Raw genomic sequence first — 25,706 nt, forward strand, 5'->3', positions numbered from 1 at the left:
TTATCATTGTTTTAAAAAGCCGTGAGATAGTTGCATCTCACGGCTTTTTAAATGATACTATAGTAAGATTTTTGAGTCCTATAGTTATGGTAATTCCAAATAGTTTGATCCCCTTGGAAGAACCATTCACTTTCTATTTTCTCATATTCGGATGATTTTTTTAGAAAATGTGTTTCTGAAAATTCGAAATTGTGTTCTTTTTCATCATTTTTTGTCTCTTTTTCGGGACGATTTTAATCAAAATCTCCCGTCTCATAATGTGAATACATTGAGGTGAAACAGGTTGTGGGAACAAAACTGCAACTATTGTATTTCATTCATTAAAAATATCCATCATTCGCTCATTCACATTCATTATTTTTGACCTCGAAGAGGGCATATCTGCATCACACTTGATATTTCTATGCTATACACATGCGACCCCGTTAGGGGTCGTGGATATCAACAAGGTTAATGTGGGCTTATATTTTGCGGAAACAAAACTGTAATTGTATTTTGGTTTAAACATCTTGTTGTTAACCAAATGCGGAATGATTGGGTTTGATTGCAGGGGTGAATTGGATTCGTCCTTGTGTATGATGATATTGCGTTGGGCGTTTACAAAACACTTCTACAAAATCATTTATTTATTTTTTACCCAGCCTTTATATTTAAACCCCTCTGTAACATATTTTTTAGGATCTACATAATATTCGATTTCTTTTTTTAACTCTAAAAGAATATGATTATCTGGCTCATATCCTAATCCTATTAAACAAACATTTAGTGCTTTAACATTATCTCTATTTCTTTTCAAATTAGCCGCATATCCACAAGCTGTAATAGCATTAGAATGCTTTTCTTGTTTTGTTAAATTTTCTCCCTTATAAAAAGATTTTTCAAAATATTCATTAGCTTTTTCTGCTAATTCCATCTTCATTTCTTTATTAAAATTATAATTTAAATTTCTGGCCTGTTTTGAGTATCCTTGTGCTAATCCTAAACATACCCTTTGGTCATCAGGGGCAATTTCATAGGCTTTTTGAAAATAATCAATACTAGATTGAAGATATTTTTTTGCTTTATCCTTATTTCCCACTATTAGTTTATACTCAATATATCCCAGTTCTATTAGAGCTTCTAGATATTCGCCATTTAATTCAATAGCTATTAAAAATTCTTTTTTAGCTCGTTCTAAGCTACTACTATAAAAGCTATTCTCTTCTATTTTTCCTTTTATTAAATATAAAAAAGGAAATTTATTATTATTTTGAATTAATTCATCAATAGAATCTATAGCTGAATAATAGTCATAACTTGCTATGGATAAACATCTCAAAGCTTTATCGGCTAGCACTTTTTCATTATGATTTTTTGCTTGAGATCTATAAAATAAACTTTCAATTCCACTATCTAAAGAATTGAATTTCGCCCTTTCTTGAACAAATATTTCATACTTGGAAATAATCTCCTGCTCATTATCTAAATGTAAAAACTGCCTAGAATAAATTTTCGCTAGATAAGGAATAGAATAACCTATTGTTCCTGTATCCATTTTTTTCTGATAGCATAAAGATATTTTTGTTAATTTGGGAATTGCTTCCAAGCCTATCTCATCATTAGTAAAACCACTTACATATATCAAATCATCTATTGATAGTAAAGATTCTTTTTCTGACAGAGAAAATATAAATAATATTGTTTTTTCAATTTCTGAAAGACGCTCTATAGAGCCCTTAAAACAAAAAATTAGTATATCTTCATATGCTTTACCACTCTCTAAATTCTTGAAAACATTTTCAATAGGAATTCCATTTGCTAATTGATGTGTGATTAATTGACAAGCTAAAGGCATTCCTTTTGTATATGAATATAGTTCATCAAGATATTCTTTAAACACATCTAGAAAGTTTCCTTGTCCATTAAAATTTGTGTATTGAGAAACTAAGAAATCCTCAAATTCTCTTTCTCTACTAAATCCACTCATATTAATCCTAGACATATAAAAATCTCCTAGTGTTTCTCTTGTGGTTAGTATTGCCTTTGATTTTGTAGGAAAGTGCTCTAAAAAATCTATCAAATCATTGTCATTTAAAGTTTCCAAATTATCAACGATTAATAGAACCTTATTCTCTTGTAGAAAAATTTTAACTAAATCTGTGTCATCATATTCCAAATTTCCATCATTAGAAATTTCGTTCATTTCAATAAAATTCAGTATCTCTTGAATTAAGTCTGCATAATTTGATATAAATTCAGAAACATCCTTTATCCCTTTCGGAGTATATTTATTTCTTTTTGAACTAGTCCAAATTATAAAATCAAAATCATTTTGATATTCATCATTTTCAATCAACTTTTGCACAAAATAGTGTACAAAGCTAGTCTTACCTATTCCTCCTATTCCATCTATTTGGATTATCCTATTATTAGGGTTCTTAATTTTTTCATATAAATCTCTTAAATACTCTTTTCTCCCAATAAACTCAGTGTACATTATAGGTTGAGAAGAAACATTTTCAAGAATTTTAAAATTATTACTCTTTAATTTATAATATAAACTATCTGCCTTAATAGATCTACTTCCTTTTCTCCAATATACATCTCCTCTTTTAAATACTGTAGTATTAATAGATTTTTTATTTCCCCATTTTTCTTTATTATATTGTCCATCCTTTTTAAAAGGAATTATATCTTTTGATGGGAAAACATACAAGACAAAAAAAGATAAATCATCTATCTCTATTATACTAGAAACAAAATCAATTTTACCATCACAATAAGTGTCTAAAATATTATTTATAGTAGCATCATCTACATCTATATCACTTCTAGAGTCAAGCCCTATCCATTCATATGATTTATTTACGCCATAGATAATATACCCTCCTTTCGAATTAGCAAAAGCTACAATATCTTTTACCAATTCTATTTTATCTATAGTCTCTTTTATTTTATAGATTTCTTTAAAATCCCACTCCTCACTTTCGGATTTCACATTTTTGTTTTTGATATTTAGAATAGTTTCTTTGCTGACTAGTTCCATTTTGTTGATGACACTCATAAAATACTAATAATTGATTGAAAATACTTAAATGCTAACGACCCAAAAGCCGTTAGCATTTTAAATTTATCGCCACAGACGCTGTCTGCTACATCATTCCTGGCATACCGCCGCCCATTGGAGGCATTGCTGCTCCTTTTTCATCTTTAATATCTACCAAAGCACACTCGGTAGTCAGAATCATACCTGCAACTGATGCTGCATTTTCTAAAGCTACACGGGTTACTTTCTTAGGGTCGATAATACCTGCTTTAAGCATATCTACATACTGATCGGTTTTGGCGTTGTACCCAAAAGTATCTTTACCTGATAATACTTTTGCTACCACTACAGAGCCCTCTCCACCAGCATTTTCAACAATGGTTCTTAAAGGAGCTTCTAAAGCACGTACCACAATTTGTATTCCAGTTGCTTCGTCGGCATTTTCAGATTTTAATTTAGACAAAGCACCTTTAGCACGAATTAAAGCGACACCACCTCCAGCAACGATACCTTCTTCAACGGCAGCACGAGTGGCGTGAAGCGCATCATCCACACGATCTTTTTTCTCTTTCATTTCTACTTCAGAGGCTGCTCCTACATAAAGAACGGCAACTCCACCTGAAAGTTTAGCCAAACGCTCTTGTAGTTTTTCACGATCGTAATCGGAAGTTGTAGTTTCAATTTGTGCTTTTATCTGATTTACTCGAGCTGTAATATTATCAGCTACACCTGCACCATTAACAATAGTGGTGTTGTCTTTATCAATAACTACTTTTTCAGCGGTTCCGAGCATATCAATAGTAGCATTTTCAAGGATAAATCCTCTCTCTTCAGCAATTACAGTTCCTCCGGTTAAAATTGCAATATCTTCAAGCATCGCTTTTCTTCTGTCACCAAAACCAGGCGCTTTTACGGCAGCAATACGCAACGCTCCTCTTAGTTTATTAACCACTAGGGTTGCCAAAGCCTCTCCGTCAATATCTTCAGCGATGATTAAAAGGGGTTTTCCAGATTGAGCAACAGGCTCTAAAACAGGAAGTAAATCTTTCATTGTAGATATTTTCTTATCGTACAACAAAATGTAAGGACGATCAAGCTCAGTAATCATTTTTTCAGAGTCTGTAACGAAATAAGGCGACAAATACCCTCTGTCAAACTGCATTCCTTCCACAACATCTACATAAGTATCTGTTCCTTTAGCCTCTTCAACAGTGATTACACCTTCTTTCCCTACTTTGTCGAATGCATTAGCAATAAGTTCACCTACTGATTCGTCGTTATTTGCAGAAATAGAAGCTACTTGCTGGATTTTTTCAGAAGAGCTCCCTACCTCTTTGGCTTGTTTTCCAAGCTCTTCTACGACTTTAGCAACCGCTTTGTCGATACCTCTTTTCAAATCCATAGGGTTGGCACCAGCTGCCACGTTTTTGAGACCTTCCTTAACAATGGCTTGAGCCAAAACAGTAGCTGTAGTGGTTCCGTCACCTGCTAAATCATTGGTTTTCGAAGCAACTTCTTTTACCATTTGAGCTCCCATATTTTCAAGAGCATCTTCCAATTCTATTTCTTTTGCCACAGAAACACCATCTTTGGTAACCTGAGGCGAACCGAATGATTTACTGATAATTACATTTCTTCCTTTCGGACCTAAAGTTACTTTTACGGCATTTGCCAAAGCATCAACACCACGCTTTAAGCCATCACGAGCTTCTATATCAAATTTTATTTCTTTTGCCATTTTATTATTTTTTGCTTTTGGCGGTTAGCTTTCAGCTTTCCGCAGATTATTTTATTTATTACGTAATGATACTAATTGCTTTTTGATTGAGATTAAGTCATTTTTTTGAAATCTCTCATTTTATTTTAGTTCTTGCCAATAGCTTAAAAGCCAACAGTAATGTTTAAATCACTGCCAACACATCATTCTCTCTCATAATGAGATAATCTTTTCCTTCAAATTTGAGTTCCGTTCCTGCATATTTACCATAAAGAACTACATCTCCTGCCTTTAATGTAATTGGGTTATCTTTTGTTCCTGCACCAACAGCCACTACAATTCCTCTCTGAGGTTTTTCTTTTGCCGTATCTGGAATAATAATCCCTGATGCTGTGGTGGTTTCAGCAGGGGCTGGTTCAATAAGAACGCGATCTGCTAGGGGTTTAATTTTCACTTTTGTCATATTTTTTCTTTTAAATTCATAAATTATTTTACGCTGTATGTATTTCTTTTCAGAAAGTATGCCAATTGCAGAAAACTGCCAAATCAAAATAAAAAAGCCAACTTATACTGACAAGTTGGCATAGATATAAATTTTTTAGGACATTTTACTGCGCTGTATCTTTTTGTGTAGTTGGTGCCTCTAACGGATTGGATTCAGGAGCTACATTTTCTATTTTTTTACCGTCCAATAATCTTGAACCAGAATTTGTCTCTCTACCCGTTTCAACAAAAGTATTTGCTGCAATAATCAAAACCACCAAAAGGATAGCAAAAGTCCAAGTACTACGGTCTAAAAAGTCACCCGTTTTTTTAACCCCTCCTACCACTTGGGTGTTACTCCCAAAGGTTGAAGAAAGCCCTCCTCCTTTTGGGTTTTGAACCATAATTACCAACATTAGTAACAAACAAACCACTATGATAAGTACTAAAAAGATATTAAATGCTGTCATTTTTTATAAATTATTTTGTTGTAAATTTTTAATTGTTCTTATTTGGTCTGCAAAGTAACCACTTTTTTCTGGATTTTTCAAAATTAAAATTTCATAAGCTTGAATTGCCTGCTTATATTTTCGTTGTTTTACATAAACTTGAGCCAAAGTTTCGGTCATTAATTGATGAGGATCGGTTTTTACCTCGTTTGCCAAATTGATATTCGATACATATTCGCGTGAAGGCTCAATTTTCGGATTGGTTTCTAAAAATCGGTCTATCAACTTAAATTTTTCGGCTATTTTAGGATTTTCCTCAACGTGCCTCTCTTCTTGTTTTGACGGATTTCCTACCTCGGAAATGGTTTTGAGCCACTGTGAAAAAGAGTGTAAATCGGTCTGGGAAACTTGATTTTTAGCTGCTATAGCATCAGCCTCTTGATTATCCGTAAAAGAACCATATATTTTAGGAACAATTTCTTCTTTAGGGAAAGAATCCATCTCCTTTTGAGGCATTTTCTGGTATGTTGCTGTAGGGGTCACAAAATCGGTTTTCGGTGTTGTCTTTTGCAAAGCTATTTGCCTAATCACCTCAGCTTCACTAAGGTGCTGCCCCGATTTTGAATGAATAAAATCGTATAAAACGGAACGATTTGCCACGTGAACTGCCGCCAATTTAAGGGCTTTATTGTACCGATAGTTTTGTTCGGTATGGAATTTTTTTAACTGCAATACCCGAGCCGCTTGAAAGTAAGGATATTCAAGGAGAATTTCTTCCAATTCGTGCATTTGCTGGGCTTGAATTTGGTTGGGTTTTTCGAGTATTTCAATAAATTCTTTGAGAGTCATTATTTTAGGTTACCAATCCGCCAAAGAGGCATTAAAAATATCTTGTGTAATTCGTTCAAATATTTCGCCAAAAGCGGCTTCCTTTACCGAACTAAGCTGGCTTGCGGCAGGATAATCGTAATAGAAAGAAAAACGTCTTTCAAAATCTTTTTTCTCTTCAATATTATTGGTAAAACGTACATTTACGCCTATTGTAAGACGGTTTTGTGCTGCTGTTTGATTGGCTGTAGCCGTCATCGGAGCGATGTGATACTCTACAATTTCGCCCTCATAAACCAAATCCGCATTACGATCGGTAAGCGATAAGTTGGTTTGGTTATTTATGAGTTCTTGAAGGGCAATGGTAAAATCTCTGTCCAGCCCTGGCTCAACCAAAGGAGCATCGTTACGAAAAAAATTCACCTGAAAAGTTTTGGCATTTCCAGTGCTTCCGCCTGTAAAATTGTAATATTTACAGCCACCAACTGTTAAGCAAGTTATTAAAAATAAAAAAAATCGCATAGCAGATTCTATCAAATTAAGCCCCGCAATTTAAAAATTTTTGGATAAACTACAAAAAATGCGATTTGGCACATTCAACCCACAAGTGTAATTTTTATATGCTACGAATTTATAAAATAAATTTTTAGGCTCTTCAAAATCCAAATGTCATTACTCACTTTTTTATAGTTTTTGAAATTAAGATGTTCGTGATGTGCTCACTAACATTAAAGATATTTATAAACTCAATTTACTAATTTTGAAGCAATTTGCGGGAGAAATTACGTAAAAAAACACAGCTTAATTGCCTTGTTTTTAGGTTTAATAACCTTTATGGCTGATGATGAAATCCTCAAAAAATGTACATTTCATCTTGAATTTTGGTAATTTCATTTTGCAGATTATATTTGTTGCTTTCGATAGGCAATAAATATATTTTAGTTATGGACTATATTTTGATTATTTTAGGATTCCTTTGTTTGCTATTAGGCTTTATTGGTTGCATAGCCCCAGGGCTCCCAGGCATACCTTTGAGTTGGCTCGGATTATTATTGACGTATATGGCCCCGACAGTGCAAATTAATTATTATTTACTAATAATCACATTTGTAGTAGCTTTAGTTATTTCCGTTGCCGATTTTTTGATACCTGGAATGGGTGCAAAACGATTCGGAGGAAGCAAATATGGGATATGGGGAGCTAATTTAGGCATCGTTGTAGGATTGTTTTTTCCTCCTTGGGGAATTTTAATAGGTCCTTTTGCGGGAGCTTTGGTAGGAGAGCTTCTCTATGATTTTTCGGATACCCCCAGAGCCTTTAAGGCTTCAGCAGGAGCTTTTCTTGGTTTTTTAGCAGGGACTTTTATTAAAATAGTTACAGCTTTATCCTTTACTTTGCTATATCTGTATATAGTGATTAAATGGATTATCAATATGTTATAAGCGAGTCATTTTGGTTTTATCTAAAGAGGAAGCAATAATAATTATACCTTTTCTAAAAGATAGCTAGAAACATTAGTTTAGCTTGTAGGCTCCTAAAAATCTTTATTTCTTTAAAATAAATTACTATCTTTCGCACCATAAATAAAAAACTTTGAGTGATGCATAAAAAAATTGTTCCGTTGGGTTGTGTACTTGTAATGATTTCGTGTAACCCAAAAGAAAAACAAGTTACAGCTTTGACCTATCCGCAAACTAAAAAAGTAGAAGCCTCTGATGTTTATTTTGAACAAACGATAAACGACCCCTATCGTTGGCTTGAAGATGACCGCAGTGCGGAAACCGCCGAGTGGGTAAAGGCACAAAATGAAGTTACCTTTGGCTATTTGAGTCAAATTCCGTATCGTGATGAATTAAAAAATCGGTTGGAAAAATTATGGAATTACGAAAAAGTAGGAGCGCCATTTAAAGAAGGCGACTATACTTACTACTACAAGAATAATGGTTTGCAAAATCAAAGCGTTTTGTATCGTAGAGATAAGCAGGGTAAGGAAGAAGAATTTTTAAATCCTAATACGTTTTCTAAAGACGGAACAACCTCCTTGGGTGGGATGAGTTTTTCTAAAGATGGTTCATTGTTAGCTTACCTAATCTCGGAAGGCGGAAGCGACTGGCGAAAGCTCATCGTAATGCGCACTGCCGACAAACAAATTATAGGCGATACGTTGAAAGATATTAAATTCAGCGGAGCTTCGTGGAAAGCAACTGAAGGATTTTTCTATTCCAGTTATGACAAGCCAACAGGAAGTGAGCTTTCGGCAAAAACCGACACCCATAAACTTTATTACCATAAATTAGGAACCTCTCAAAAAGAAGACCAACTTATTTTCGGAGGAACGCCCGACCAAAAATATCGTTATGTCTCAGGTACAGTATCTGATGATGGTAACTATTTGTTTATCACAGCAGCAGTATCTACCTCAGGGAACAAGCTTTTCGTCAAAGATTTGAAAAACCCTAAAGCTCCAATGATTACCATTACCGATAGTGTGGATAATGACACCGATGTGGTGGATAACAACGGAACAAAAATCTATGCCATTACGAACTTAAAGGCACCTAATAAAAGATTGGTTGCCATTGATTTAAAAAATCCAAATCCTGAAAACTGGGTAGATGTAATTCCTGAAACCGAAAATGTATTATCGCTTTCAATGGCAGGAGGTTATTTCTATGCAAGATATATGATTGATGCCATCTCTAAGGTAAAACAATATGACTATCAAGGTGAACTTATTCGTGAGATTACCCTGCCCGGGGTAGGTACTGCTGGAGGATTTTCAGCTAAAAAGGAAGATAAGGAAACATATTTTTCTTTTGCCAACTACAACACACCATCTAAAATTTACAAATTGAATATTGCCGAGGGAACTTCTGAAATATTTTGGAGTCCTAAAATCGACTTTAATTCAGACCATTTCGAATCGAAACAAGTATTTTACACCTCGAAAGACGGAACCAAAGTACCGATGATTATTACCCATAAAAAAGGATTAAAACTTGATGGAAAAAATCCGACTATTTTGTACGGATATGGCGGATTTAACGTAAGTCTGACTCCTTCTTTTAGTGTTACTAATGCGGTTTGGCTTGAAAACGGAGGTATTTATGCGGTAGCTAACTTACGCGGAGGTGGTGAGTATGGTAAAAAATGGCACGATGCAGGTACTAAAATGCAGAAACAAAACGTTTTTGATGATTTTATTGCTGCAGCCGAGTATCTGATTGCTCAAAAGTACACTTCTTCTGATTTTCTTGCCATTAGCGGAGGTTCTAATGGAGGATTGCTTGTAGGGGCTACAATGACCCAACGTCCTGACCTAATGCGTGTAGCTTTACCTGCCGTAGGCGTATTGGATATGCTACGCTATCATACCTTTACTGCTGGAGCAGGGTGGGCATACGATTATGGTACAGCACTCGACAGTAAGGAAATGTTTGAATACCTCAAAGCATACTCTCCAGTGCACAACGTAAGAGAAGGCGTGCAATATCCTGCTACAATGGTAACTACCGGAGACCACGATGACCGTGTAGTACCTGCTCATAGCTATAAGTTTGCTGCCGAATTGCAAAGCAAGCAAGCTGGAAATCTTCCTGTACTGATTCGTATCGAAACCAATGCAGGGCACGGTGCAGGAACTCCTGTAAGTAAAATTATTGAACAAGCGGCAGATGTACAATCCTTCATCCTTTGGAATATGGGAGTTCAAAAATTGAAGGAATAATAAAACATATTTACAAAGGATAAAGTACAAAGGGTAAAGGATAAAAAAATCCAGCTACATAAATTAAGCAACAAAGACGAAGGTATTTTTTGCCTTATCTTTGTTGCTTCTTTTTATAATATGTCGGGCAAAAATAAAAGAAAGTTGAAAGATAAAATCGATAAGAATATAGCCTAAAAAACGAACAATCATCACATTTTTTACACAAACTAAAAATCAAATAACCACTTTAAAAGAAAAATCTGTAACTTTACCCCTAATTTTCGGGTGTTGTTTCCTTTTTTTATTGTGAAGGATTGCCCTCAAGTGATGATTTTTTAACATAATAATAAACAATGAGTTGCAGTAGTTGCACAACAGATATAAATAGCCCTAAAGGATGTAAAAATAACGGAGTTTGCGGCACTGATGGTTGTAACAAATTATCGGTGTTTGATTGGCTTTCCAACCTTCAAATGCCAGGAGTAGAGGTCAAATTTGATTGCGTTGAGGTTCGTTTTAAGAACAGTCGCAAAGAATATTTCCGTAATTCTGAAAATTTGCCTTTACAAATGGGCGATGTAGTTGCCACAGAAGCCAATCCAGGGCACGATGTGGGCATCGTGACGCTAACGGGAGAGTTAGTGCGTTTACAGATGAAGAAAAACAAGGTCAATTGGCACGATGAAAAATTGCCCAAAGTCTATCGGAAAGCCAATCAGAAAGACTTAGATATTTGGCAGGAAGTTCGTGCCAAAGAAGAAAAAGTACAAAAACAATCGCGTGAACTTGCCATTGCCTTGGGCTTGGAGATGAAAATATCAGACGTTGAATTCCAAGGTGACGGTTCTAAGGCGACCTTTTATTATACTGCTGAAGAAAGGGTTGATTTCCGTCAGCTTATTAAAGATATGGCAAAAACCTTCTCCACCCGTATTGAAATGCGTCAGATTGGGTTTCGGCAGGAGGCTTCCCGATTGGGGGGCATAGGTTCTTGCGGAAGGGAGCTTTGTTGCTCTACGTGGCTTACCGATTTTCGCTCAGTAACCACAGCTGCGGCTCGTTATCAGCAACTTTCGCTAAATCCACAGAAATTGGCAGGGCAGTGCGGAAAACTTAAATGCTGTTTGAATTACGAGTTGGATACCTATTTGGACGCTCTGCGAGATTTTCCAAAAATGGAAACCAAACTATTGACCGAAAAAGGACGTGCCACTTGCCAAAAGATAGATATTTTCAAGCGTTTTATGTGGTTTACCTATGATGATGAGTCCATCAACTGGCACAAACTTACCGTTGACCAAGTTAATGAAATCATCACCCAAAACAAAAAAGGAGTGAAAATCGCAGCCTTGGAAGATTTTGCTCTTGCTGCCGAAGAAACTACTCTTTTACCCGAATTCCAAAATGTGGTAGGGCAAGATAGCCTAACCCGATTTGACAATAAGAAAAACAAGCGTAGTAAGAACAAAAAACGACGAAAACCGAAAGATAAAACCCCAAATACCAATAATAAAAAATGAGATTTTTAGCTGGGATAGTGGTGGCAATTCTGTTTATAACAGCTTGTCAGTCAAACGTGTCGTACAGTGAATTTGTTTCGCTGCAAAACGGTTGGCACAAAGACAATCGCATCGCTTTTGATTATCAACCTACCGATACGATTTCTAAAAATAACGTATTTATAGTGGTCAGAAATGATGAAAAATATCCGTTCAGTAATTTGTTTCTGATAACAAGAATGGAAATGCCTAATAATGAAGTAGTCGTGGATACTTTAGAGTATGAAATGGCAACTCCTGAGGGCAAGTGGCTCGGGCAAGGATTTTCGGCGGTGAAAGAAAGTAAACTTTGGTTTAAGGAAAATGTTGCTTTTCCTGTCAAGGGAAATTATCGGTTTGAGGTAGAACAAGCAATGCGTAAAGTAGGTAATCCTGACGGAATTGTGGTCCTTGAAGGCATTACTGAATTAGGGATAATAATTGAAAAACAATAAAATATCAATGGCAAAAAATTTGAATAAAACAAAAAAAAGGAACTTAGGTGTGGTGTGGTTCTGGCGTTTATTTGCGGGTGGAATCCTTTTCGTATGCCTATTGTTTTTGTTGGCGGCTTGGGGAGTTTTAGGGGAAATGCCCGATTTCAAGCGATTGGAAAACCCAGAAACCAATTTGGCTACTGAAATTATTGCTTCTGACGGAAAAACGCTCGGTAAGTTTTATTTAGATGATAATCGTACTCCGGTAACTTTCAGTGATTTACCACAACATCTAATAGATGCCTTGGTAGCTACCGAAGATGAGCGTTTCTATGACCACGCAGGTATTGATGCACGAGGAACTCTACGGGCTTTATTCTATTTAGGAAGTAAAGGAGGGGCTTCAACCATCTCTCAACAACTTGCCAAACAGCTATTTCACGGTACGGATACTCGTGGCTGGAAGCGTTATGTGCAAAAAATAAAAGAATGGATTATTGCCGTTCGTCTCGAAACTCAATATACCAAAAACGAAATCGCAACGATGTACTTCAATATCTATGATTTTGGATATCAAGCTGACGGAATACGCTCTGCCTCAAGAATTTATTTTGATAAAGAGCCTAAAGAGCTCAACATTGAAGAAGCAGCCACCTTGGTAGGAATGTTTAAAAATTCGTCATTGTATAATCCAAGGCGTAACCCTCAAGGCGTAACCAATCGGCGTAATGTAGTATTAGGGCAGATGATGAAAAACAATTTTATCACAAGCCGAATGAAGGATTCACTTCAAAAATTACCTTTGGAAATTAAGTTTACCCCAGAAACACACAATGAAGGTGTGGCAACCTATTTTCGGGAATATCTCCGTTCCTATATGAGAACGTGGATTGATAATAACCCAAAACCCGACGGTACCAAACACAATCTGTATCTTGACGGATTAAAAGTATATACAACCATCGACTCCAAAATGCAAAGCTATGCTGAGATGGCGGTACAAGAACATATGAAACGACTTCAAAAGGTTTTTGACAATGAAAACAATCCGAAGAAAAATAAAACCTTTCCTTTTTTAGAAGTATCCAAAGAAGAATATGATAAAATCATTGAAAGAGCAATAAAAAATTCACCTCGTTGGAAGAAAATGAATGCATTAGGTTTTTCTGAAAAAGAAATTCGGGCTTCTTTCAATGAAAAAACCGAGATGACTGTGTTTTCTTGGGAAGGCGAAAAAGATACTATAATGACCCCAAAGGATTCTATTTTGTATTATAAATCTTTCTTACGTACTGGAATGATGGCAATGGAGCCTCAAACGGGTCACGTAAAGGCTTGGGTAGGGGGGATTAACTACAAACATTTTCAGTATGATCAGGTTATTCAAGGGGCAAGGCAAACAGGTTCTACTTTTAAGCCCTTTGTATATGCTACGGCTATTGATCAGTTGCATTATTCGCCTTGCTTACAATTACCTGACATTCAAACTTGTGTCGAGGCAGGTAAATTTGGTAACCCTACGGCTTGGTGTCCTAAAAATTCAAATGGTAAGTTTTCTGGAGAGATGATGACCTTAAAACACGCTTTGGCAAATTCCGTGAACTCCATTACGGTAAACTTAATGGATAGGGTAGGTCCTGTACCTGTGATAAACTTGGTTAAATCATTGGGTATTAGTGCCGAAATACCCGAAGTTCCTTCCATTGCTTTGGGCACTTCCGATGTAACTGTTTTTGAAATGGTAGGAGCTTATGGTACTTTTGCCAATGAGGGGGTATATGTAAAACCTGTTTTGGTTACCCGAATAGAAGACAAAAATGGTACCGTTTTGTATGAAAACACTCCTGAAACCAAAGATGTGGTTAGTGCTGAGGTAGCTCGTGCGGTGGTCAATTTAATGGAAGGCGTAACGCAGTCGGGCTCTGGGGCAAGATTGCGAACTAAAGGAGCTGATTCGTATAACAATATCTACAAAAATGTAATGACGGGCTATCCGTATGCCTTTACCAATCCGATTGCAGGAAAGACCGGAACAACCCAAAATCAAAGTGACGGCTGGTTTATGGGAATGGTTCCTAACTTGGTTACCGGAGTTTGGGTTGGTGGCGAGGACAGAGCAACTCACTTTAAAGGAATAGCTCTTGGGCAAGGGGCAACTATGGCATTGCCCATTTGGGGGTATTTTATGAAGCAATGCTATCAGGATAAGGATTTGGGCGTGTCAAAAGACCCTTTCCCTGTCCCTGAAAATAGTGATATTGTTGTGGACTGTGGAAAACAAAACCAATCAACAGATACAAGCGATGAGGAAGATTTCAATCAAATAGATTTTTAGCGTTATAATATTTTAGAAGTAATGTGGTAAATAGAATTTTAAATCTTTTTACCACATTTTTTTATGACAATTAGTATAAGGCTAATTTAAAAGAATGTATCGTTATAGCTAAGCCAAAATAGTTTGTCGTACTGATTCCCACTTCGAAAGGAATTGGGCGCACCATTATGAGATAAACGTATAAAATACTATTTTTGGAAGGATTATAATAGTTCAAAACCATATAAAAACATAGCATTTTTCTATGTTTCTATATGGTTTTAAATTTATTTATCTTTAAAAGGAGTGTTGTTCGTTGAAAACCAATTGCATCACTTTTAAGGCTTGAGCAATAGTATTGATGTTGTTGAAGTGAAGCAACAACCGTAGTCCGTTGCGGGTTTCTTTTTCTTGCATTCTGCATCGGTCGGGGTGGCGTTGCACAAATTGCAATACTTTTTGAAAACGAGAACTTTGATAAAACGGACTTTCTTGGTCGGAAATGAAATATCCTGTCATTTTTCCGTTTTTCATTACTAATTTTTCGATTCCCATTTTGGTCGCAAACCATTTCAGACGTACGCTATTGAGTAAATCGACAGCCTGAGGAGGTAACTGACCAAAGCGGTCAATCAGATTCTTTTCGTAGGTTAGTAAATCGACCTCCGAAGTGATGTTACTTAGCTCATTGTAAAGGTTTAATCGTTCCGCAACTCGGTTTACGTAAGTATCCGGAAATAAAAGCTCAAAATCACTATCAATTTGTGTGTCATTCAGATATGATTTGTCTTCTTCCTTCGTTTGATACAATTCCGAAAACTCGTTTTCTTTCAGCTCCACGATGGCTTCTTGCAAAATCTTCTGATAGGTTTCAAATCCGATTTCGTTAATGAAACCACTTTGTTCTCCACCGAGCAAATCACCTGCTCCTCGTATTTCCAAATCCTTCATCGCAATATTGAATCCGCTTCCTAAGTCCGAAAACTGAGCAATGGCTTGTATCCGTTTACGAGCATCATCACTCATTGCCACAAATGGAGGTGTGATGAAATAACAGAAGGCTTTTTTGTTGCTTCTTCCCACGCGTCCACGCATTTGATGTAGGTCGGACAAGCCAAAATTATGAGCGTTATTGATAAAAATGGTGTTGGCATTAGGCACATCTAAACCACTTTCGATGATGGTCGTTGCTACCAAAACGTCATAAGCTCCGTCCATAAAGGCAAGCATCGTTTCTTCGAGTTTTTTGCCGTCCATTTGCCCGTGACCTACGGCTATTTTGGCATCGGGAACAAGCCGTTGTAGCATTCCTGCCACTTCACGGATATTTTCCACGCGATTGTTAATGAAAAATACTTGTCCGCCTCGCTGAATTTCGTAAGCAACGGCATCACGGATAATTTCTTCATTGAAATGGATAACTTGACTATCAATAGGATATCGATTTGGTGGAGGCGTATTGATTACTGATAAATCCCTTGCTGCCATCAAACTGAATTGCAGTGTCCTTGGAATTGGAGTTGCTGTAAGTGTCAGTACGTCAAGGTTTTCTTTCAGCGTTTTGAGTTTGTCTTTCACACCCACACCGAATTTTTGCTCCTCATCAACGATTAGAAGTCCTAAATCTTTGTATTTAACACTTTCATTTACAATTTGATGTGTCCCGATGATAATGTCTAGTGAACCTTTGGCGAGTTCTTCCAGAATGTTTTTTTTCTCTTTTGCCGTTCGGAATCGATTTAAGTAATCAATCCTGACCGGAAAATCTTTCATTCTGCTGCTAAATGTCTGATAATGTTGAAATGCCAAAATGGTCGTAGGTACCAAAACGGCTACTTGTTTTCCGTTATCAACCGCTTTAAAGGCTGCCCGAATGGCAACTTCCGTTTTTCCAAAGCCAACATCGCCACAAACGAGCCTATCCATTGGTTTGGGACTTTCCATATCGGCCTTGACTTCGGCAGTAGCTTTGCTTTGGTCGGGCGTATCTTCGTAAAGAAATGAGGCTTCCAATTCGTTTTGCAGATAACTGTCGTGAGCAAAGGCAAAACCGCTAGATTCTTTCCGTTTGGCATACAATTGAATAAGGTTGAAGGCGATTTCTTTAACCCGAGCTTTTGTCTTCTGTTTCAGGGCCTTCCACGCTCCCGAACCTAGTTTGTAAATCTTCGGAGGTTTGCCGTCTTTGCCGTTGTATTTCGTAATTTTATGTAAGGAATGAATGCTGACAAAAAGTACATCGCGGTCGCCATAGATAAGTTTGATGGCTTCTTGCATTTTGCCTTCTACTTCAATTTTTTGTAATCCAGCAAACTTTCCGATGCCGTGGTCGATATGCGTAACATAATCACCAACAGTAAGTTGAGTGAGTTCTTTAAGCGTAATGGCTTGTTTTTTAGCATATCCGTTTTTTAGGTGGAACTTATGATAGCGTTCAAAAATTTGATGGTCGGTAAAGACGTTGATTTTATTGTCCGAATCTACAAATCCGCTGTGTAGCGATAAAATGGCGGTTTGATAATGTACTTTTTGTTCCATTTCCTTGAAAATATCATCAAAACGCTTTGCTTGTTGCTCGGTGGAACAAATAATGTAATTGGTAAAACCTTCTTCGTGTTTTTCGTTTAAATAGCTGATTAATAGTTCAAATTGCTTATTGAATGCAGGTTGCGGATTAGTTCTAAAAACGATTTTTTCTGAAGAAAATAATGAGTTCGCCCCTGTGAAAATCGATTGAAAAGAGCCGATACATTCCAGAAGTTCATTACTTTGACAGAAAAGCACTTCGGGAGCGATATGTTTGACTTCGTTCGATAGTTTTTCGTAAATTTCAACGGATTTATTGAATAATTTATCGATTTTTTGAGGAAAACTATCAATATCTTTGGCGATAAAAAGCGTTTTTTCCGAAATGTATTCCAAAATGGACTGCCTTACTTCTTCATTTTCCTTATTTTCGATGTTTGGGATAATCGTTATTTTTGATAATTGTTGTGTAGAAAGCTGTGTTTCAACATCAAAAGTACGGATACTTTCAATTTCATTGCCGAAAAACTCAATGCGATAAGGTTCGTTGTTCGAGAAAGAAAAAACATCGACAATACCACCACGAACTGAAAATTCCCCGGGTTCGGTGACAAAATCTGTTCGGTTGAAATTGTAGGTGAAAAGTATTTCATTGAGGAAATCCAAAGATAAAGAGTCTCCTTTTTTAATTTTTAAAGTGTTCTTCTCGAGTTGTTTGCGAGTAATTACCTTTTCAAAAAGAGCCTCAGGATAACTCACCACAATCAAAGGTGTTTGATGTGAGCCCAATCGGTTTAACACTTCGGCACGAAGCAAAACATTGGCGTTATCTGTGTCTTCAATCTGATACGGACGGCGGTAGCTATCGGGGAAAAATATTACGTGCTCATCGCCCAACAGGCTTTCCAAATCATTCAGAAAATACGCTGCTTCTTCTTTGTCCGAAAGCATCACAAACAAATTTCGCTTCGTGTTTCGGAAAAGATTGGCAATGACAAATGATAATGAAGCTCCTGATAGTCCGTTTAAATCAACGGACTTATTATGATTTAATTCCTTTTCGAGGTTGCTATAAACGATACTTTGCCCTAGTTTGAGCATTAAGTCTTCTCTCACAATGAAAAATATTTTTGCAAATGTAATAAAATATACCAAGCCTTAGGGGTGAATGCCTATATCTTAAGTGCAGATGCGATTTAATTCATTTTAGTTAAAAAAGATGTTTTTTGAAAGAAATATTTAAAATCGTTTTTAATTTTCCGAAAGAAAAATATATCTTTGCGAACGGTAGAAATTAGGTCTTAAAATCAGAAAGTAACATATTGAAGGTTTTAAGAAGAATCAAAATAAATAAAAACGTACATAAGTAATGTCTCAACAAAAAGGTAAAGTATCGCAAGTGATTGGTCCTGTGGTGGATGTTGTATTTGCTGCGGACGCAAAACTTCCTCGAATTTACGATTCATTGGAAATTATTAAAGCAGATGGTTCAAAACTGGTATTGGAGGTGCAATCGCACATTGGTGAAGATGTCGTTAGAGCCATTTCGATGGACTCAACCGAAGGTTTGAGCCGTGACACTGAAGTTATTGCAACAGGAAATCCTATTCAAATGCCTGTTGGTAAAGATATTTACGGACGCCTATTCAACGTAATCGGTGACGGGATTGATGGGTTAGGAAATCTTCCAAAAGATGGAGCTAACGGACTACCTATCCACCGCGAGGCTCCAAAATTTGAAGAACTTTCTACTTCAACCGAAGTACTTTTCACTGGAATTAAAGTTATCGACCTTATTGAGCCTTATGCCAAAGGAGGAAAAATCGGTTTGTTTGGTGGTGCTGGTGTAGGTAAAACCGTTTTGATTCAGGAACTTATCAATAATATTGCGAAAGGACACGGAGGCCTTTCCGTATTTGCTGGTGTAGGAGAACGTACACGTGAAGGGAACGACCTTTTGAGAGAGATGTTAGAGTCTGGCATCATCAAATATGGTGAGGAGTTTATGCATTCTATGGAAAAAGGCGGTTGGGACTTAAGCAAAGTGGATAAACAAGCGATGAAAGAATCAAAAGCTACGTTTGTTTTCGGTCAGATGAACGAACCACCAGGAGCTCGTGCTCGTGTGGCACTTTCAGGGCTTACCATTGCTGAATATTTCCGTGACGGAGCAGGTGATGGGCAAGGAAAAGACGTGCTTTTCTTCGTGGATAATATCTTCCGATTTACTCAAGCGGGTTCTGAGGTGTCAGCCTTGTTAGGTCGTATGCCATCAGCGGTGGGTTATCAACCTACGTTGGCTACTGAAATGGGGGCTATGCAAGAGCGTATTACATCAACAAAAACAGGTTCAATTACTTCGGTACAAGCGGTTTATGTTCCTGCTGATGACTTAACTGACCCTGCTCCTGCAACTACGTTTGCTCACCTTGATGCCACTACCGTACTTTCTCGTAAAATTGCTGAGTTAGGTATTTATCCTGCCGTTGACCCGTTGGATTCTACTTCACGAATTTTAACGCCAGAAATTTTAGGAAAAGAGCATTACGAATGTGCTCAACGTGTAAAAAAATTGCTACAACATTACAAAGAATTGCAAGATATCATCGCGATTTTGGGTATGGAAGAGCTTTCAGAAGAAGATAAATTGGCTGTTGCCAGAGCTCGACGTGTACAACGTTTCTTGTCGCAACCGTTCCACGTGGCAGAGCAATTTACAGGTATTCCAGGAGTTTTGGTAGATATTAAAGACACTATCAAAGGCTTTAATATGATTATTGATGGGGAGTTAGACCATTTGCCAGAGGCAGCTTTCAACCTAAAAGGAAGTATTGAAGATGCTATCGCTGCTGGTGAGAAAATGTTAGCAGAAGCTCAATAATTATTCAAAAAAAGAATAACTTATGAAAGTGGAAATTGTTACCCCTGAGATGATTCTATACAAAGGAGAGGTACGTGCTTTGTCGGTGCCTGGAATTAATGGGGAATTTCAAATGTTAGAGAATCACGCTCCTATAATTTCTGTACTTACTGTAGGGAATGTAAAACTATACGGAGATATAACTCCTAAAGAAAACGTAGCCTCTAAATTTATCAAAGGAGATAAAAAAGACGAATATCTATTGGCTATCAAAGGCGGAACTTTGGAGTTCAATGACAATAAAGCTGTTATTTTAGCAGACTAAAGTGCCAAGTTTATAAAATTTTTTCATTGTTAAAAGGAAAGGCTGTACAAATTTGTACAGCCTTTCCTTTTAACAATCAAGCCATTACTTTATGTAAAAAACTAATTTTTAGGTACGGGTAAACGCTCATAGGTACAACAGTGATGCAAACTTTCGTAAGTAGCATCATCGGTACGTATCTTTTCGGTATCGTGTCCTATTTTCGCGATTGCTTTATGCACTTCTATTTCACTACATTTTTTTTCGTTAAAAGTTAGGGCAAGTTTTTGTGTTTGTACATTCCAAACCGCGTTTTTTACGCCTTTGACTGAAAAAGCCGCTTTTTCAATGCGCTTTTTACACATATCGCAATTACCTGCTACGGTAAATGTTACTTTTTGGTTACTATTGAACTTTTCTTGACCTCGGACAGAGGTACTTATAAAAAAGCAAAAAATAGAAACATAAAATAGTTTTGAAACTGAAGAAAATAAAATTGTATTCATCTTGTTTGTATTTAAAAAGTTATGATTATTTTTTAGGATGCCCGATGCTATATCGTAATCCAGTATAGAACATTCTACCAAAAGTAGGAGCGTAAATTAAAGTGCTATCGAAATAGTTTCCGAAAGGTGCATCAGCTGCTAAAATGCTATGATGTTGTTTGTAGCCTCCTAAATTTTCTCCTCCGAAATAAATCTCAAAATGATTGGAGAAAACTTTTGTGATTTGAGCATTAAAAGTGGAAAAATCAGGAGCATAATTTCCCATTTGGTATGCTTTAGGATTCGAAAGCGTTGAAGGAAAACGTTGCTTGGATAACCAATTATAGGTTAGATCAAATTTCCAATATCCGTGTTTTTTTGTTGGGCTTTGGTAAGCTAAATTGGTAAAAAAGCGATGTTCTGGAGTTAAAGCTTTCTGGTAAGTTCCTGATAGATATGATGTTTTAGTTTCATTCCATTTATATGCCATACGTAAATCCACACCCTTTAAAGGAGTTGTTGAAAGTTCGGCTTGTAAAGAGTTGGAAAAACTTTTTCCGTTGAGTTTATAGAACCAGAGTTGTTGCGGACTATTATCCATATCCACCACAATTTGCTCTTGAAACTCAGTTCGATAAAAATCAATAGCAAGTTCAGCTTTCTTTGAAAAAATGTAAAACGATTGTACCAAACTTACCCCATAATTCCAAGCCGTTTCAGAAGGTTTTTTATAAAGATTTTCTGAATTTTCGGTGAATAAAACATTGCGGTTTGAAGCAAAAAATTGTTGATTTTCAGTAAAAAAGTTAGCCATTCGTTTGCCTCTTCCTGCCGAAGCTCTTAAAGTGCTACCTTCCCAAGGGTTATATCTCAGATGTAAGCGTGGCGTTAAAAAAGTTCCCATTTGATTATGATTGTCGGCACGTAATCCTCCAACCAAACTAAAATTATCTAAATTATCATAAGTATATTCAAAGAAAGCACCGAAAGAGTAATCAGTACGTGTAAAATCTTTAGAAAAATTAACCGCAACGGATTCATCAAAATGGTCATAAATAAAATTTAAACCTGTTGAAAATTTGTGCTTTACGTTTTCAATAATGGAGTTATACATTAAGTTAGAAAAGAAACTATTATGCTTTACGTTATATTGGTTTAGACCGAAATATGAATTTTGATTATAGGATTGAAAAGCATTTTGAAAACCAAAACTTCGGTGTGAAATTTCAGGAAAAACATAACCTATTTTACTCAAAGCACTTATCTTTTCGGTATTTATTTCGCTACCCCAAGCTTTTGTGGTATTTCTGTGCATTTTTGGGCTGAAACTTGTCATTCCACCTTGTTTTTCGTCTTTCATATAATGAAGGTTCAAAAAGCTTACCCAACCTTTTTCAGCATCTAAAAATTGCCAGCGATTCAGTAGATTGATTTGATTCCCAATAGGATGATCTAAAAATCCGTCGGAATTGTGGTCGCTTTTTTGTTTTCGTAAGTTTCCGTGAATGAATAAAGTAGCACTCCATTTATCGGAAAAATGATGATTTAGGTGATTGTTCAGCTCAAATCGTCCGTCATTTGCGGCATAAGCGTTGAAAAAAATAGGTGTATTGGTGGCAGGTTTTAAAATTTCATAATTGATTTGCCCTGAAATGCTTTCATATCCGTTAGTTACGCTTCCTGCTCCTTTGGTAATTTGTATGCTTTCAATCCACGTGCCTGGAATGAATGACAACCCGTAGGCTTGTGATGCCCCGCGAATGGCAGGCACATTTTCTTCCGCCATTAAGATGTAAGGACTTGTAAGTCCCAACATTTTAATTTGTTTGTTTCCCGTAACCGCATCTGAAAAATGAACATCAATAGACGGATTGGTTGAAAAACTTTCCGAAAGATTACAACAAGCGGCTTTGAGTAATTCCTGATGGCTCATCACTTGTAAATTAGCTACTTGGTATTTAGAGCGTACGGTGGTTTGTTTTTTATGGCTTACCACTACTTCGTCCAAATCGGTTTCAGGCAAAAGGCGGATTTGTAATTTTTCGCTCGGTTTTACAATTACTTTTTGTGTTTTGAAACCGATGTAACTAAATATTAAAGTATTTGAATCAGAAACCGATGCAATCGTAAAATTTCCGTCAGTATCAGTGGTTACCCCCTTTGAAGTACCTTCCCAAAAAATATTTACTCCCATCAACGGATTGTTTTTTTCGTCAGATACATTTCCAGATATATTTTGCCCCCACAAAAAAATAGGTGGTAGGCAAAGCATAAAAAATAAATTGAATTTCATTGTTTTTATGATTAGTTTTTTACGTGTAAATAGAGAATTTTATCCCCAAATTCTTTGGGATATAAGATAAGGACAACTCATTGATTTAGAGAAGTCTTAGGGAGTTAAAAAACGTAAAAACTAAGCGTAGAAAACTAGCCTACAGTATAACTGATACAGTGGTGGTGAGTTGGATTGTGTGTTTTGTGTATAGCTATTTGAGAGTTTACGTTCTGCGGAAGCTGTTTTGACAAAAATATGAGCTACTTCACAGGGCAGAATAAACGTTGACTCATTGATTTTTAGAATTTTTGATAGAAATTCATCATCGGTTTGAGGGGCTTCTACCGATTTGTCATCACAACAAGGAGTATTTTCTTTATTGGATAAACAGCAACTATCGGGCTCTTTATCCATAGCCATAGGCTCAATAGTTACCGAAACGGAGGCCAATTTTTCTTTACAATAATGCAAAGAAAATGCTAAGCCCGAATTGGAAAATATGAGCAGAAGGGAAAATAATATGTGTCCTAATTTCGTTATCACGGGGCAAAGTTACAGAAAAATATGTTATGAAAATGATAAAAAACGAGGAAGTTTACTCCGTATATTTAACTCAAATTTTGGAATTGCCTACGTCAAGATTATGATAAATATTGTACTTTTGGAAAAAATATTCAACTATGTTCGGAAATACTACAAATTCGCCAAAGATTGATATGGCACAGCACGAAATGTTTGAAACCGCTCAACACCGAATTAAGCAGAAAAAACGCTTGTTTTTTCATCTTATTATTTACGTTTTAGGAGGTATTTTTATGTTTGTGATTAACAAACTATTAGGATACGGGCAAACCGATTGGTTCGTATGGGCAATTTTGGCTTGGACCTTTTTCTTTTTAATTCACGTGGTAAATGTATTTATTACCGACCGTTTTTTGGGGCGTGAGTGGCAACGAAAAGAACGTGAAAAATTAGTTGCCTTACAACAAAAAAAGCTACTAAAAATGCAAGCTCAGGTGGAGAAAGAATTTGAAAAACAAAAGGAAGAAGCTCAAAGAGCTATTGCTTTGGAGGCACAAATTCAGGAAGAAAAAGAAAACCTATGATAACACTCATTGCAGCGGCTTCACAAAACAATGCGCTGGGCAAAAACGGAGATTTACTATGGCATTTGCCCAAGGATTTTACTCATTTTAAGAACCTTACGATGGGGCATTGCATCGTGATGGGGCGCAAAACCTTTGAAACTTTTCCCAAGTTACTCCCTGGTAGAAAACATATTATCATAACTCGGCAAAAAGAGTATCAAAAAGCGGATTGTATTGTAGTGCCTTCGGTTGAATGGGCTATTGAAATGGCTTTACAAATAGATGAAAATCCGTTTATTATCGGAGGAGGGGAAATTTATCGCCAAACGATGAAATACGCTCAAAAGATTGAACTTACCCGAGTTCACGCCCATTTTGAAGAGGCTGATGCTTTTTTCCCAGAAATATCAGACAAGGAATGGCAATTGGTAGAGTCCGTAACTTGTTTGAAAGATGATAAACACGCTTATGATTTTACTTTCGAAACTTATCTTCGTAAGTAAAAACAAGAACTTAAAAATTTAAAAACTATGAAAAAAATAGGTATTTTCCTTGCGTTTCTACTTTTGATACAAAACGCTTATAGTCAGCTTATATCGGAATCGGTAAATTCAAAAAGATTGCAAGAATCACGCAAAATTGTTATCTACACCCCTGAAAAATACGACCCCAAACAAGCCTATCCGCTTTTTGTGGTTCTTGATGCTGGGTATATGATGGAACCTGTTATGGCGAATGCTCGGTTTTACGAGTATTTTGAAGATATGCCCGAAAGTATTATTGTTGGAGTTTTTAACACTCCAGAAGATGTTACTATTGATGAACAAATTGGTTTTCCTCAAAATCAGTCGGCTCAGTTTTATGACTTTTTAGCCACGGAGCTCATTACACATTTATCAGGCAAGTATAAACTTAGTCCTTTTAAAGGTATTGTAGCTGAAGGTAGAGCCGCATTTTTTGCTAATTATTATTTGTTGAAAGAAAAATCGATTTTTGATGCCTATTTTTTGCTCAATCCCAAATCATTAGCTAATATAAACGAATCGTTGGCTGCGCAGTTACCGCTGTTCAAAAAGCCGATTTTTTATTATGTTGCCACCTCCAGTTTGGAAAGGAAGGAAATCTATCAGGCAACCAAAGATTTAGACCAAAAATTGAGAAATACGACTCTGCCAGAATCAGTAAGTTATTATTTTGAGGATTTTGGTGGTGTTTCTAAAAATTCTGTGGCACTTTCGGGGATTCCAAGGGCTTTTGATTTCCTTTTTGATGTGTATAAACCCATATCAGATAAACAATTTGAGGAAAAAATACTCACTTTAGAAGAAAATATTTTCGATTATTTGAACTACAAATACGAACAGATATACCAAAAAATGGGGCAACGCAAAAAGCCAATATTAGATGACATTTTAATGATTTATGAAGCCTCTTTACATAAAAAAGATGCTTATTCGCTACTGAAACTATCGGAATTCGTGGCAGATAATGGCTATAAAGAAACGGCGCTACCCAATTTCATCTTGGGTGAATATTACGAACAAATGAATGAGCCTAAAAAGGCACTTAAAGCATACCAAAAAGCCTATACGCAAACGATGATTGATTTCATCACTTCCGAATTTATTGAAAAGCGAATGTCAGCACTTAAAAACTAACCTTCAAAGT

Annotated in this window: 20 protein-coding genes; 10 read left to right on the top strand and 10 right to left on the bottom strand. The window is 36.4% G+C overall.

Annotated features, from left to right (window positions below; genetic code table 11):
* Window positions 1-622: 622 nt before the first annotated feature.
* The 6 genes from CGC47_RS07605 to CGC47_RS07630 form a co-directional block, all read right to left on the bottom strand.
* Window positions 623-3,025: an ATP-binding protein gene (locus tag CGC47_RS07605; protein ID WP_169922917.1), complete on the bottom strand. Its 2,403-nt coding sequence runs from the start codon at window positions 3,023-3,025 to the stop codon at window positions 623-625.
* Between the two features lie 106 nt (window positions 3,026-3,131).
* A complete protein-coding gene (groL, locus tag CGC47_RS07610; RefSeq protein WP_042001104.1) occupies window positions 3,132-4,763 on the bottom strand; it encodes a chaperonin GroEL in 1,632 nt (543 codons plus the stop codon).
* A 163-nt stretch (window positions 4,764-4,926) separates the two neighbouring features.
* A complete protein-coding gene (locus CGC47_RS07615; RefSeq protein WP_041913738.1) occupies window positions 4,927-5,205 on the bottom strand; it encodes a co-chaperone GroES in 279 nt (92 codons plus the stop codon).
* A gap of 145 nt (window positions 5,206-5,350) precedes the next feature.
* Window positions 5,351-5,695 carry a preprotein translocase subunit SecG gene (gene secG / locus CGC47_RS07620; RefSeq protein WP_095900199.1) on the bottom strand — a complete coding sequence of 115 codons (345 nt, stop codon included), beginning with the start codon at window positions 5,693-5,695 and terminating at the stop codon, window positions 5,351-5,353.
* A gap of 3 nt (window positions 5,696-5,698) precedes the next feature.
* Window positions 5,699-6,523 carry a hypothetical protein gene (locus CGC47_RS07625; protein ID WP_041988260.1) on the bottom strand — a complete coding sequence of 275 codons (825 nt, stop codon included), beginning with the start codon at window positions 6,521-6,523 and terminating at the stop codon, window positions 5,699-5,701.
* Between the two features lie 9 nt (window positions 6,524-6,532).
* On the bottom strand, window positions 6,533-7,024 hold the full coding sequence (locus CGC47_RS07630; protein ID WP_013996258.1) for an LptE family protein: 492 nt from the start codon (window positions 7,022-7,024) through the stop codon (window positions 6,533-6,535).
* 422 nt (window positions 7,025-7,446) lie between these two features.
* On the opposite strand from CGC47_RS07630, the gene CGC47_RS07635 reads away from it, so the two are divergent.
* The 5 genes from CGC47_RS07635 (at window position 7,447) to CGC47_RS07655 (ending at window position 14,521) form a co-directional block, all read left to right on the top strand.
* Window positions 7,447-7,944 (top strand): DUF456 domain-containing protein, encoded by a 498-nt coding sequence (locus CGC47_RS07635; RefSeq protein ID WP_095919476.1) that lies wholly within the window; start codon window positions 7,447-7,449, stop codon window positions 7,942-7,944.
* Window positions 7,945-8,102: 158 nt separating this feature from the next.
* Window positions 8,103-10,229: a prolyl oligopeptidase family serine peptidase gene (locus tag CGC47_RS07640; RefSeq protein WP_044729399.1), complete on the top strand. Its 2,127-nt coding sequence runs from the start codon at window positions 8,103-8,105 to the stop codon at window positions 10,227-10,229.
* A 335-nt stretch (window positions 10,230-10,564) separates the two neighbouring features.
* Window positions 10,565-11,731, top strand: a complete 1,167-nt coding sequence (locus tag CGC47_RS07645; RefSeq protein ID WP_082025326.1) for a PSP1 domain-containing protein — start codon at window positions 10,565-10,567, stop codon at window positions 11,729-11,731.
* Window positions 11,728-12,204, top strand: coding sequence for a gliding motility lipoprotein GldH (locus CGC47_RS07650; RefSeq protein WP_013996224.1), 477 nt, complete (start codon window positions 11,728-11,730; stop codon window positions 12,202-12,204). Before CGC47_RS07645 ends, CGC47_RS07650 begins: the two co-directional genes overlap by 4 nt.
* A gap of 7 nt (window positions 12,205-12,211) precedes the next feature.
* Entirely contained in the window at window positions 12,212-14,521 is a 2,310-nt protein-coding gene (locus tag CGC47_RS07655; RefSeq protein ID WP_013996225.1) for a penicillin-binding protein 1A, read from the top strand.
* Between the two features lie 276 nt (window positions 14,522-14,797).
* Here CGC47_RS07655 and mfd read toward each other — a convergent pair whose 3' ends face one another.
* The gene (mfd, locus tag CGC47_RS07660; RefSeq protein WP_042001095.1) at window positions 14,798-18,127 is read right to left on the bottom strand and encodes a transcription-repair coupling factor; all 3,330 of its coding nucleotides are present in this window, start codon (window positions 18,125-18,127) and stop codon (window positions 14,798-14,800) included.
* Between the two features lie 268 nt (window positions 18,128-18,395).
* Here mfd and atpD point away from each other — a divergent pair, with 268 nt between their 5' ends.
* Together atpD and CGC47_RS07670 are read left to right on the top strand one after the other, a co-directional pair.
* Complete coding sequence (gene atpD, locus CGC47_RS07665; protein ID WP_041987006.1) at window positions 18,396-19,907, top strand: F0F1 ATP synthase subunit beta; 1,512 nt, start codon at window positions 18,396-18,398, stop codon at window positions 19,905-19,907.
* A 22-nt stretch (window positions 19,908-19,929) separates the two neighbouring features.
* Window positions 19,930-20,211, top strand: a complete 282-nt coding sequence (locus CGC47_RS07670; protein WP_013996229.1) for a FoF1 ATP synthase subunit delta/epsilon — start codon at window positions 19,930-19,932, stop codon at window positions 20,209-20,211.
* Window positions 20,212-20,312: 101 nt separating this feature from the next.
* Here CGC47_RS07670 and CGC47_RS07675 read toward each other — a convergent pair whose 3' ends face one another.
* From CGC47_RS07675 to CGC47_RS07685, 3 genes are all read right to left on the bottom strand, one after another.
* Window positions 20,313-20,696: a heavy-metal-associated domain-containing protein gene (locus CGC47_RS07675; protein WP_042001090.1), complete on the bottom strand. Its 384-nt coding sequence runs from the start codon at window positions 20,694-20,696 to the stop codon at window positions 20,313-20,315.
* 25 nt (window positions 20,697-20,721) lie between these two features.
* The gene (locus tag CGC47_RS07680) at window positions 20,722-22,968 is read right to left on the bottom strand and encodes a TonB-dependent receptor (RefSeq protein WP_042001086.1); all 2,247 of its coding nucleotides are present in this window, start codon (window positions 22,966-22,968) and stop codon (window positions 20,722-20,724) included.
* Window positions 22,969-23,088: 120 nt separating this feature from the next.
* Window positions 23,089-23,493, bottom strand: coding sequence for an HYC_CC_PP family protein (locus tag CGC47_RS07685; RefSeq protein ID WP_100342911.1), 405 nt, complete (start codon window positions 23,491-23,493; stop codon window positions 23,089-23,091).
* 137 nt (window positions 23,494-23,630) lie between these two features.
* Here CGC47_RS07685 and CGC47_RS07690 point away from each other — a divergent pair, with 137 nt between their 5' ends.
* From CGC47_RS07690 to CGC47_RS07700, 3 genes are read left to right on the top strand one after another with little or no spacing between them, the layout of a single operon-like run.
* The gene (locus tag CGC47_RS07690; RefSeq protein ID WP_042001079.1) at window positions 23,631-24,056 is read left to right on the top strand and encodes a 2TM domain-containing protein; all 426 of its coding nucleotides are present in this window, start codon (window positions 23,631-23,633) and stop codon (window positions 24,054-24,056) included.
* On the top strand, window positions 24,053-24,541 hold the full coding sequence (locus CGC47_RS07695) for a dihydrofolate reductase (RefSeq protein ID WP_042001076.1): 489 nt from the start codon (window positions 24,053-24,055) through the stop codon (window positions 24,539-24,541). Before CGC47_RS07690 ends, CGC47_RS07695 begins: the two co-directional genes overlap by 4 nt.
* A 27-nt stretch (window positions 24,542-24,568) precedes the next feature.
* Complete coding sequence (locus tag CGC47_RS07700) at window positions 24,569-25,696, top strand: alpha/beta hydrolase (RefSeq protein WP_042001073.1); 1,128 nt, start codon at window positions 24,569-24,571, stop codon at window positions 25,694-25,696.
* Window positions 25,697-25,706: the final 10 nt, after the last annotated feature.

It is taken from the genome of Capnocytophaga canimorsus (assembly GCF_002302565.1).
GTDB classification, from domain to species: Bacteria; Bacteroidota; Bacteroidia; order Flavobacteriales; family Flavobacteriaceae; genus Capnocytophaga; species Capnocytophaga canimorsus.

What these genes read in the sequence shown, in the direction of transcription:
- CGC47_RS07605 (WP_169922917.1), bottom strand. Translation starts at nt 3,025, where the DNA reads ATGGAACTAGTCAGCAAAGAAACTATTCTAAATATCAAAAACAAAAAT.
- groL (WP_042001104.1), bottom strand. Translation starts at nt 4,763, where the DNA reads ATGGCAAAAGAAATAAAATTTGATATAGAAGCTCGTGATGGCTTAAAG.
- CGC47_RS07615 (WP_041913738.1), bottom strand. Translation starts at nt 5,205, where the DNA reads ATGACAAAAGTGAAAATTAAACCCCTAGCAGATCGCGTTCTTATTGAA.
- secG (WP_095900199.1), bottom strand. Translation starts at nt 5,695, where the DNA reads ATGACAGCATTTAATATCTTTTTAGTACTTATCATAGTGGTTTGTTTG.
- CGC47_RS07625 (WP_041988260.1), bottom strand. Translation starts at nt 6,523, where the DNA reads ATGACTCTCAAAGAATTTATTGAAATACTCGAAAAACCCAACCAAATT.
- CGC47_RS07630 (WP_013996258.1), bottom strand. Translation starts at nt 7,024, where the DNA reads ATGCGATTTTTTTTATTTTTAATAACTTGCTTAACAGTTGGTGGCTGT.
- CGC47_RS07635 (WP_095919476.1), top strand. Translation starts at nt 7,447, where the DNA reads ATGGACTATATTTTGATTATTTTAGGATTCCTTTGTTTGCTATTAGGC.
- CGC47_RS07640 (WP_044729399.1), top strand. Translation starts at nt 8,103, where the DNA reads ATGCATAAAAAAATTGTTCCGTTGGGTTGTGTACTTGTAATGATTTCG.
- CGC47_RS07645 (WP_082025326.1), top strand. Translation starts at nt 10,565, where the DNA reads ATGAGTTGCAGTAGTTGCACAACAGATATAAATAGCCCTAAAGGATGT.
- CGC47_RS07650 (WP_013996224.1), top strand. Translation starts at nt 11,728, where the DNA reads ATGAGATTTTTAGCTGGGATAGTGGTGGCAATTCTGTTTATAACAGCT.
- CGC47_RS07655 (WP_013996225.1), top strand. Translation starts at nt 12,212, where the DNA reads ATGGCAAAAAATTTGAATAAAACAAAAAAAAGGAACTTAGGTGTGGTG.
- mfd (WP_042001095.1), bottom strand. Translation starts at nt 18,127, where the DNA reads ATGCTCAAACTAGGGCAAAGTATCGTTTATAGCAACCTCGAAAAGGAA.
- atpD (WP_041987006.1), top strand. Translation starts at nt 18,396, where the DNA reads ATGTCTCAACAAAAAGGTAAAGTATCGCAAGTGATTGGTCCTGTGGTG.
- CGC47_RS07670 (WP_013996229.1), top strand. Translation starts at nt 19,930, where the DNA reads ATGAAAGTGGAAATTGTTACCCCTGAGATGATTCTATACAAAGGAGAG.
- CGC47_RS07675 (WP_042001090.1), bottom strand. Translation starts at nt 20,696, where the DNA reads ATGAATACAATTTTATTTTCTTCAGTTTCAAAACTATTTTATGTTTCT.
- CGC47_RS07680 (WP_042001086.1), bottom strand. Translation starts at nt 22,968, where the DNA reads ATGAAATTCAATTTATTTTTTATGCTTTGCCTACCACCTATTTTTTTG.
- CGC47_RS07690 (WP_042001079.1), top strand. Translation starts at nt 23,631, where the DNA reads ATGTTCGGAAATACTACAAATTCGCCAAAGATTGATATGGCACAGCAC.
- CGC47_RS07695 (WP_042001076.1), top strand. Translation starts at nt 24,053, where the DNA reads ATGATAACACTCATTGCAGCGGCTTCACAAAACAATGCGCTGGGCAAA.
- CGC47_RS07700 (WP_042001073.1), top strand. Translation starts at nt 24,569, where the DNA reads ATGAAAAAAATAGGTATTTTCCTTGCGTTTCTACTTTTGATACAAAAC.